6 protein-coding genes and 1 pseudogene are annotated in these 8,310 nt (G+C 60.0%); 4 read left to right on the forward strand and 3 right to left on the reverse strand.

The window, feature by feature from the left end:
- Positions 1-105: 105 nt before the first annotated feature.
- Complete coding sequence (locus ACGLHR_RS49425) at positions 106-513, reverse strand: lytic transglycosylase domain-containing protein (protein ID WP_400103167.1); 408 nt, start codon at positions 511-513, stop codon at positions 106-108.
- A 948-nt stretch (positions 514-1,461) separates the two neighbouring features.
- Between ACGLHR_RS49425 and ACGLHR_RS49430 the strand changes: the two genes are divergently transcribed.
- From ACGLHR_RS49430 to ACGLHR_RS49445, 4 genes and pseudogenes are all read left to right on the forward strand, one after another.
- Entirely contained in the window at positions 1,462-2,448 is a 987-nt protein-coding gene (locus ACGLHR_RS49430) for a CAP domain-containing protein (protein ID WP_400103169.1), read from the forward strand.
- An 82-nt stretch (positions 2,449-2,530) separates the two neighbouring features.
- The gene (locus ACGLHR_RS49435) at positions 2,531-3,502 is read left to right on the forward strand and encodes a CAP domain-containing protein (protein ID WP_400103171.1); all 972 of its coding nucleotides are present in this window, start codon (positions 2,531-2,533) and stop codon (positions 3,500-3,502) included.
- Positions 3,503-3,572: 70 nt separating this feature from the next.
- Positions 3,573-3,770 (forward strand): annotated as a pseudogene (locus ACGLHR_RS49440) (YqaE/Pmp3 family membrane protein).
- Between the two features lie 560 nt (positions 3,771-4,330).
- A complete protein-coding gene (locus ACGLHR_RS49445) occupies positions 4,331-5,869 on the forward strand; it encodes a Fic family protein (RefSeq protein ID WP_400103172.1) in 1,539 nt (512 codons plus the stop codon).
- Positions 5,870-5,962: 93 nt separating this feature from the next.
- On the opposite strand, the gene ACGLHR_RS49450 is transcribed toward ACGLHR_RS49445, so the two are convergent.
- Both ACGLHR_RS49450 and ACGLHR_RS49455 read right to left on the reverse strand, forming a co-directional pair.
- Positions 5,963-7,249: a shufflon system plasmid conjugative transfer pilus tip adhesin PilV gene (locus tag ACGLHR_RS49450; RefSeq protein ID WP_400103174.1), complete on the reverse strand. Its 1,287-nt coding sequence runs from the start codon at positions 7,247-7,249 to the stop codon at positions 5,963-5,965.
- 171 nt (positions 7,250-7,420) lie between these two features.
- Positions 7,421-8,038: a type 4 pilus major pilin gene (locus ACGLHR_RS49455; RefSeq protein WP_400103176.1), complete on the reverse strand. Its 618-nt coding sequence runs from the start codon at positions 8,036-8,038 to the stop codon at positions 7,421-7,423.
- Positions 8,039-8,310: the final 272 nt, after the last annotated feature.

Below are 8,310 nucleotides of genomic sequence, written 5' to 3' on the forward strand. Positions count from 1 at the left end.
ACGAAGTCACAAAGATGTATCAGCTCTTCAGGCAGAACGAATAGCATGATCAGTCAACTTGTGGGAAATCCTGAGCCCTGAAGGGGAGGGTTGCCGCGCACTTGCTCAGCGCGCCGCTCCAGTCCAACTCTCGACTGCGGCCTTAACCTTGGGCCAGTAGGCATCTCTATACTCCGGCGTCTCCGAATGGTAGGCGCCGACGGCCAGCCAAGAGTTACCGTAGCGATCGATCTTCTTCCTATATAGATAGGCCGCGACCATAACGTTCGTGCAAGGCACCATGAGTTGCGTCGGCGCAATTCCGAACCGTTTGAGCTCGCTCAGGTGCACGCTGTTAATCTGCATTGCACCGTAGTCGATCGAGCCGTCCGTGTTCCGGCTTACGCTGTCGGCGCGAAAGCCGGATTCGACGAAAGCTATGCCGCGCAGAACATATGGGTTGACGCCATACCGCGCGGCGGCCTCGTCGAAGCAGAAGGCCTTGGCCGGGTCAGTCGCAGCAAGGAGAAGCAACGCAACCAGCTTCCACCCAAAGCGTCCGCCACGGCGTGGTGGGGCACGCATCAGTTTGGGCAGATCTGGTAGGTCACACCACCCCACGCTGATGCATAAGGCCCGCCGTCATTCCAGGCGCCCCATTGGGTAGCCACCGCGCCCGGACGGAAACCTCGCGCGGCCATCACCGACACCATCGCCTTATACATCGATCCCCCCGGGGAGAGCTGCGGGTAGTTGGGCCAATCCGCTCGCCCGGCTATCGTCGCAATGACAATTTGGTCGCCGCCCCACGCGTATCGCACGGTTACCGAAGCCGGCTCCGAGGAAAAGTCCGAAGCCCAGCCGACGATGCTGATGTATTGGTTTCCTGAGTAATAGCACGCCGGCGGCGGAGGCGGCGGGTTATAGCAAGTGCCGACGCCTGGTACCCAGGTCGAACCGCCGCCTTGGCTCGTGGCGTAGAGGCCATGGTTGCTGCAGTTGTCGATAGGGGCAGGGGGGGGCTTTGGAAAGCACCTCATTATCCCGTTTGGAGCAAGTCGCCATTCGTCGCCGGGCCTGCAGTCGGCAACAGTAATCGGCACTTCCGGGAGGGTAATCAGTTCTGCGGAGACAGGACCGACAGCATTGAAAGCCGCGAGAGCGGCAAGTACTAGGCGTGGCGACATGACTATTCCAATCCGAAGGGTCTCTTTTTTAGGCCAGATTTCTCCCCACAAGAATGGGCAGAGCGCTCTATAGCAGTATGGGTGCATCAAGCCCAGGCATCTCTTGCGAAAGCGGTACAGAAGAAATGCGGATTCGCGCTGAAGTGCCGGCCGTCATCATCTTTTCCCTACTTAGGTGGGATGTCACACCTCGATGCATCGTCGGGGAATTGGTGCGTGCTAGAGTTGCGCAGGCAAAAGCCCGTAATAAATTGAGGTTGTGCCTCGAAGCACTAACCCACTCAGAGAGTCAATTATGCAAAGAACAATCCTCGTTCTGTCCCTTCTTGCCGTGCTGTCGGGGTGCGGTGGCGGTGGCGGTGGCGGCGATAGCACGACTAGCGGCAGTAGCCAACCGACTACGCCAACGGTGCCGGTTGTAACTACAGACTCAACCATCGTCGCAACGGCACCGGCGGGCACCTACTCGGACACGGATAAGCTGGGTGCTTATAACTATCTAAACGCGCAACGCGTGACCTGCGGCTTTGGAGCGCTGGCCCAGAATGCGGCTCTGGACAAGGCTGCCCAAGCACACGCAGACTTCATCGCGAAGAATGTCGACGCAGGACATGCGGATGCCTACGGTCATTTGGAGAATGCCACTTATCCGGGCTTCACCGGCAGCGCACCGCTGGATCGAGCAAATCTCCAATCCTATGGGGGAGTCGGAGTCGGCGAGGATATTTCGGCTGACCCGTCGGCATATGTCGGAGTGCAAGAATTCCTCTCGGTTACGTATCATGCAGTTTCCGTACTCGGAGGGTATCGCGATCTTGGCATTGGTGTCTCGAAGAAAACGTCAACGTGGGCACTTCCCGTGGTCGTACTCAATCTGGGTCTCCGATCGACAGCAGATGTGCAGAACCTCGATTCCAAGGTGGTTGCGACCTTTCCATGCGACGGCCAGACCAGTGTCACTACTGCGCATGGTAGCGAGAGCCCAAGCCCAATACTCGGCCGGGATCTGACGATCAATCCAGCCGGAAGATCGGTCATCGCAATGGTCAGGACCGGCCAAACTCTTTCGGTATCCGAGTTCACAGTTACGGCAACGGGCGGCACCGCACTCAAAGCAACACTGCTCACGAGTGCGACCGACCCGAACAAGATGTTGTCGAGCAACGTTGTGGCGCTGATCCCCGACGCGCCGCTGGCGGCCAAGACGACCTACACCGCGAAGCTCGTTGGAACTAACAACGGCCAACCGGTCAACAAGACCTGGAGCTTTACCACGCAATAAGCGCTATGCTTCCGGACCCGCCTCGGCGGGTCTTTTTCTGCATATAGCGCTTGCAACAGCGCGGTCGAATTTCTGTCAACCGATGAGACAATTTCTCTGCCTCGCGATCCTAGCCTCACTGGCAGGCTGCGGTAGCAGCGGCGGTGTTTCCCGCGAAGACTCTACTTCCCCGGACGGAACCATCGGTTCTGCGACATCCGATGCAACCATCCTCGCTTCGGCGCCTGAGGCGACCTACGCGGACTCCGACAGGCTGGCGGCGTATGACTACCTAAATGCTCTGCGCATGCAATGCGGGTTCGGCGCGCGTATCCAGAGCTTTGCGTTGGACAAGGCAGCGCAGGCACACGCCGAGTTTATCGCGGCCAATCTGGACGCTGGCCGTACGGATGCATATGGGCACACCGAGAACCCGTCATATCCAGGCTTCACGGGCACGCTTCCACTCGATCGGGCGAACGTTTTTTCCTATGGCGGCATCGGCGTCGGTGAGAATTTGGCCGCCGAACCCTCTGCGTTGCAGGCCGCACAGGTCCTGACGTCGGTCACCTACCACACGGTTGGGACGCTAGGCTTCGATCGCGAGATTGGGATCGGGAAGTCCGAGAGGACTACCACCCTCGCAGTGCCCATTACTGTACTCAAGGTGGGCATACGCTCGGCGTCTGACGTCCAGTATTTGGACTCCAGGACTGTTGCGACTTTCCCTTGCGACGGTCAGACCGGCGTCACGACGACCCATGGCGACGAAACGCCGAGCCCGCTGCCTGGTCGGAGTCTGTCGATCGATCCCGCTGGCCGAGTGATTGTCGCAGTCGTTCGCGTCCATCAAAGTCTGTCCGTGTCCGAGTTTAGTATCGCGCCGCGCGGCGGGAGACCGCTCAAGGCAACGCTGCTCACGAGCGCCTCGGACCCAAACAAGCTATTGCCGAGCAACGTCGCTGCGCTGATTCCGGATGCGCCGCTGTCGAGCAGGACGACCTACACGGCAAGGCTGGTCGGCACAAACAACGGTCAGCCCGTCACCAAGATCTGGAGCTTCGCCACCCAGTGAGCGGCGGTGAGAGTTTTAGATGGCCCGTTTCTGCGGGTCTTTTGTAGAACCAACGAAAAGAACTTTCGAGATACGCCCGCTAATTGCCTTAATCTTGCCCTGGCTAACCTTCTTCACCATCGGGCGGCCATTCGCCGGGATCATTTGCCTCATCCTGCAGATCACCCTCATCGGCTAGATCCCTGCAACGATCTGGGCGGTCTACTCGCTCGGCCAATACACGACCGACCAGAAGATCCAGAAGGCGCTAGGAGAGAGACGGGCTTAAGGGAGGCTTCGAAGCCATTTTTATCCCCCCAAAGCAGGATTAGATAGCTTCTCGAACAGCCCTATGCTGGAACCGTTGCCAGGCCCCCCGACTTGGTCGACACACTCCGTGAAGTCGCCGATCCTAGCTAGGACGGCGACTCTTTTTTCCTTGCGTGTGTGATGGTGCCTTGCTGCCCTCGCCGTCGCCGGCGCCCGTCCCGACGGCCGAGCCGCATGTAGCACCATCCCAGCCGCCCCGCTTTCCCGCAGCCCCGAAGGTTGCCCCGCCGGCGCGCCGCGTCCGACCGAGTTGGCGACCGTCTTTGCCCGCCTGGACGGTCGCGAGAGGCCGTCGGGCATCCCTGCGCAGGCACCGGCCCGCAACTCCTTCCTCGACAGGTTGAGACGCTCCTGAGGCAATCTAGACATAATTTACGTGTTGCAGCGTGACATAATGTACTTGTTACAGCAAGTCATAGAATACTTGTGCTAACATCACAGAAAATACGTGTACAACCCAAACATAAAATACTTGCAAAAACAGGTTTGTAGTCTTATAGGACACTTTTAGGGTGAAAAATGGCAACTTCGCCGGCAGCACGGCAACTTAGCGAGGCACTTGCGGCGCTTAAAGCGCTTCAAGACAAGGGATCCTCCGTCTTCCAGACTGACGAATTCTCTCGGCGCCACCGCGAATCCCTCCAGAAGGCTGGCTTCATACAGCCAGTCATCAAAGGCTGGTACATGGCGAGCCGGCCCGAAGAAAAACCCGGAGATACGACCCCCTGGTATGCGGCAATGGATAGTTTCCTAGCAGCATACGCAACCCACCGCTTTGGCAACAACTGGCACGCCTCCCCGGACCTCTCTATCTTGCTACACGCGGGAACAACGGTGTTGCCCAAGCAATTCGTCATCCACAGCCTTACGGGCAGTAACAACAACATCCAGCTGCCGGATGGGTATTCACTCTTCGACCTAAGGGTGAAGGCGATGCCGTCAGTCGATGAGCTAACCAAGGTCCGTGGCATCTCCGTTTTGAGGCTACCCACAGCTCTCAGCCGGGTCGAGCAACCGTTTTATCGAAGCTATCCGCGCGATGCGCAAATCGCGCTCGCTCAGATACCGGACGCGTCAGAACTCAACCGAGTGCTTCTCGATGAAGGGCGAAGCCATTTCGCGGGACGCTTGGCGGGCGCGTTTCGAGCCATAGGGCGCCAGGATATTGCGGACGACGTGTTGGGCGTGATGCAGGCGGCTGGCTATACAGCGCCGGAGGTAAACCCCTTCGAGTTTGTGCATACCATCTTGTCCGAGGATGCGGCGGGGCCAGCGGCCCTGCGGGTGCGGCTCATGTGGGCGGATATGCGAGAGCGGGTGCTGGAAATTTTCCCGCCGGAGCCCGGATTGCCTGCTGACGTGGCCGGTTATTTGAGTGCCGTGGAGGATGTCTACAAGACGGACGCATACCACTCATTGTCAATCGAGGGCTACAAGGTCTCCGACGCGCTGATCACCAAAGTGGCGAACGGTGATTGGCACCCCGAGGAATCCCAATCCGACAAGGACGCCAAGAACGCGATGGCGGCGCGAGGCTATTGGCTCGCGCACATCGAAGTGAAGAGAACCATCGAAAAGATCCTGACCGGCGCAAATGCTGGCCAAGCATATCAGGCCGACCATGCACAATGGTACCGTCAGCTATTCGCTCCAAGCGTCGATGCCGGGATTCTGACCCCGGCGGATCTTGCCGGCTACCGCGGGCACCAGGTATATATCAGAAACGCGAAGCACGTCCCCCCACCCAAGGAAGCCGTGCGGCAGATGATGCCTGAGCTGATGAAGCAGCTTCGGGCCGAACCGAGCGCTGCTGTCCGGGCGGTGCTCGGCCACTTCATTTTCGTGTTCATCCATCCCTATATGGATGGCAACGGGCGCCTAGGCCGATTCTTGATGAACGCGATGTTCGGGTCGGGAGGCTATCCCTGGACGATCATCCAGCTTCCGCGCCGCGCGGAATACATGGAGGCGCTCAATGCCGCCAGCTTCGACGGCGACATACGGCCGTTTGCTGAGTTCGTCCGCTCTTCCATGGAGAACCCTCCAGCTGGTATCTGAGCTTGGCCAACACTGCTCGACCGAAAGAAAGTACAGACCTTCTCGGCAAGAAAAAGCCCGCATGCGGGCTTTTCTTCGATCTGCCTCCCTCGCTCAATAAGCACAGCCTGTCGTGAACGTCCCAACGAGCTGACCGCCCAGGTTGGCCGTATCGTTGCCGCTGTACCATGCGGCCGACGATCTTGCGGATGCCTGGGCGTACCACTGGCTCCCTTGGTCGACTGCGGCGAAATATGTGCCTTGGATGGGGGGCGACACATAGCCTGTCACGTTGACTAGGAAAGTCTTCGAGGTGTACAGCGCCCAAGGTGTCCCGCCCGGGCAGTTGTCCTTGGCGAAGGTCATGCCGTCCGTGACGTTCTCGATCTTGCGGGTGACCGTCATCGTCCCGAATGCCGTCGTCAGTAGCTGATACTGCCCACCTCGGCAGATGTAGCCTACGTTGCTTCCACTAGTGGCTATCTGCCCGTTCGTTCCGCAGGCCATGCCGGCGATGATATTGGCGACGGCCGTGCCGACTGGCTGCCAGATGCCATTGCCGCATACCACCAGGCCGGTGCCGTTGGCATTGGTTCGTGTCGATCCCGGGACGGCACAGACGGTGTTGGCAGTTGCTGTCCCTCGGAGATAGTTCTCACCGGTGGTCGAGATGTCCTTGGATTGAACGGTCCCGGTCGGATTGGAAAACCCGGCCGCGTTCAACGTCGACGTGTTCGTGCCGTCCGTGACCGTGACACTGCCGTTGCACTTGACCTTAATCTGGCCGTCAAAGCTCGTGATGCTCACGCAAGGCCCGATCAGGTCTGACGCGATATTCGCGTAACCGTAGCTGCCGAACCCGACCCGAATGCCGAGGATGCCAGCTGGCGTGCCAGGAACCGGATTGGGGGTGGTGCTGCCCCCCGCCCCGCTGAGTACCGCCGGCGCGGCCGGAAAGGAAATGTAGCCGTCCGAACCGATCGTCGAGCTGGCCGTGGCCAGCAACGGAATCCGTGGTCTGCCGGCTTCATCGGTCAGCGCTTGCGCCGAGTAGGCCAGCCCTACCACCTCGCAGTTGACTCCGGGGCACGCCTGTAGAGCCAGTTGAACCTTGAGCGTCTGGCCGAGAGGCGTCCGGAGGCCGAAGCCAGTTGGCAAATACTGCGTGGCGATCAGTTCCTGCACCGTCGGCGCGAGCGCATTCGCGAACCCGGGTACCGCGCCGGCGACAACCTGAGTCTTGTTGCCCACCACGTAGCGATTGACGGCGGTACGGATGGTGGTGGCATATTGGCCTGCGCCGACGGCCTGGTTGTCCTCGATCTCGCGGATCATCTCGGGCAGCTTCACCGTCGCAATGATCATCGCGGCAATGATGAGGTACAACCCCATCTCGATCATCAGGAAGCCGCCATCGCGGCGCTGCCGGTGAGCGGCCCTACGGATTCGGAGCTTTGGCATGGATGAGCGCAAGATGGATGTCGCGTTGGTGGAACTGTGGCGCTGCTCACGGCCGCGCCACTGGAGACTGCAGACGGACCGACGCTAGCACTGCGCGCCGGGCTCAGGTGGTCACAGCGCCTTGAGAAGCAGCGTGTTCTTGTCGTTGGAGCAGCTGATCTTCGACGGATCGACGACGCCACCGACTGCCTTCACGACCGAAGCGGTGCCGCCGTTCGGTGCGATCGACAGGAATGCGACGCTGCTGGCCAGCGAGGACACCAGCGGAAGGCAGGCGCTATCGGGGATCTGCGTCAGCGTGTACTGGACCGAGTCGTTGGCCGTGTTCACGGTGCCGGCGACGGCGGTCAGCGTGCCACCGCCCAGTGCCAGCGTCGGATTGGCGCCGCTCGAGTTCATGCTGCTCATATCGCGGAAGAAGCCACCAGACTTCAGTGCGGCGTTGGTGACGCCGGCGTAGTTGCCCTGATACCCCTGCTTGACCTTGCCGATCAGGCTGGTCAGGTCACCAGACAGCGAGTTAGCCTGGCTCGACGCGCTGTTGCTGGAGAAGTACAGGATCACACCGACCAGGGCGAGCGCGACAATGACCAGTACCAGGCCGACTTCGACCATGCTGTAACCGGCCTGCGCGCACATCAGGGTCAGTTTGGAAGCACCGGCGGCGCGAAGGCGCTGCAGTTCTGCGCGATGAACGGCGCGACGGCGGGATAGCGTTGAGGCTTGCATACGAGGTAGCTCCTTAAGCGGGAAATGGTCCTGGGTGTAAGGCCGCGATGCGCCGCCTTCGAGACACAGTTTCCTCGTCGGCGCCCGCAATTTCCGCTCGAAAGCGCTAGCAAAAGCGTCCTGATTCGGCGCGCCCGCGCAAAAAGCAAATCGGGGTGCCTCGCGGCACCCCGATGTGATTCCCAGCCAAGCGTCTGCCTAGCCCTACTTTCGCAAAGCAAGGCGCTGGATCGGAGCTCTTGGCCCGTAAATCATGGACTGAATGGGCTCGG

This window comes from Cupriavidus sp. CuC1, from assembly GCF_044627735.1.
GTDB classification, from domain to species: domain Bacteria; phylum Pseudomonadota; class Gammaproteobacteria; order Burkholderiales; family Burkholderiaceae; genus Cupriavidus; species Cupriavidus ulmosensis.

Excerpts from the sequence above, each read along its gene's own strand:
- ACGLHR_RS49430 (WP_400103169.1), top strand. The coding sequence starts at position 1,462 with ATGCAAAGAACAATCCTCGTTCTGTCCCTTCTTGCCGTGCTGTCGGGG.
- ACGLHR_RS49435 (WP_400103171.1), top strand. The coding sequence starts at position 2,531 with ATGAGACAATTTCTCTGCCTCGCGATCCTAGCCTCACTGGCAGGCTGC.
- ACGLHR_RS49445 (WP_400103172.1), top strand. The coding sequence starts at position 4,331 with ATGGCAACTTCGCCGGCAGCACGGCAACTTAGCGAGGCACTTGCGGCG.
- ACGLHR_RS49450 (WP_400103174.1), bottom strand. The coding sequence starts at position 7,249 with ATGATCGAGATGGGGTTGTACCTCATCATTGCCGCGATGATCATTGCG.
- ACGLHR_RS49455 (WP_400103176.1), bottom strand. The coding sequence starts at position 8,038 with ATGCAAGCCTCAACGCTATCCCGCCGTCGCGCCGTTCATCGCGCAGAA.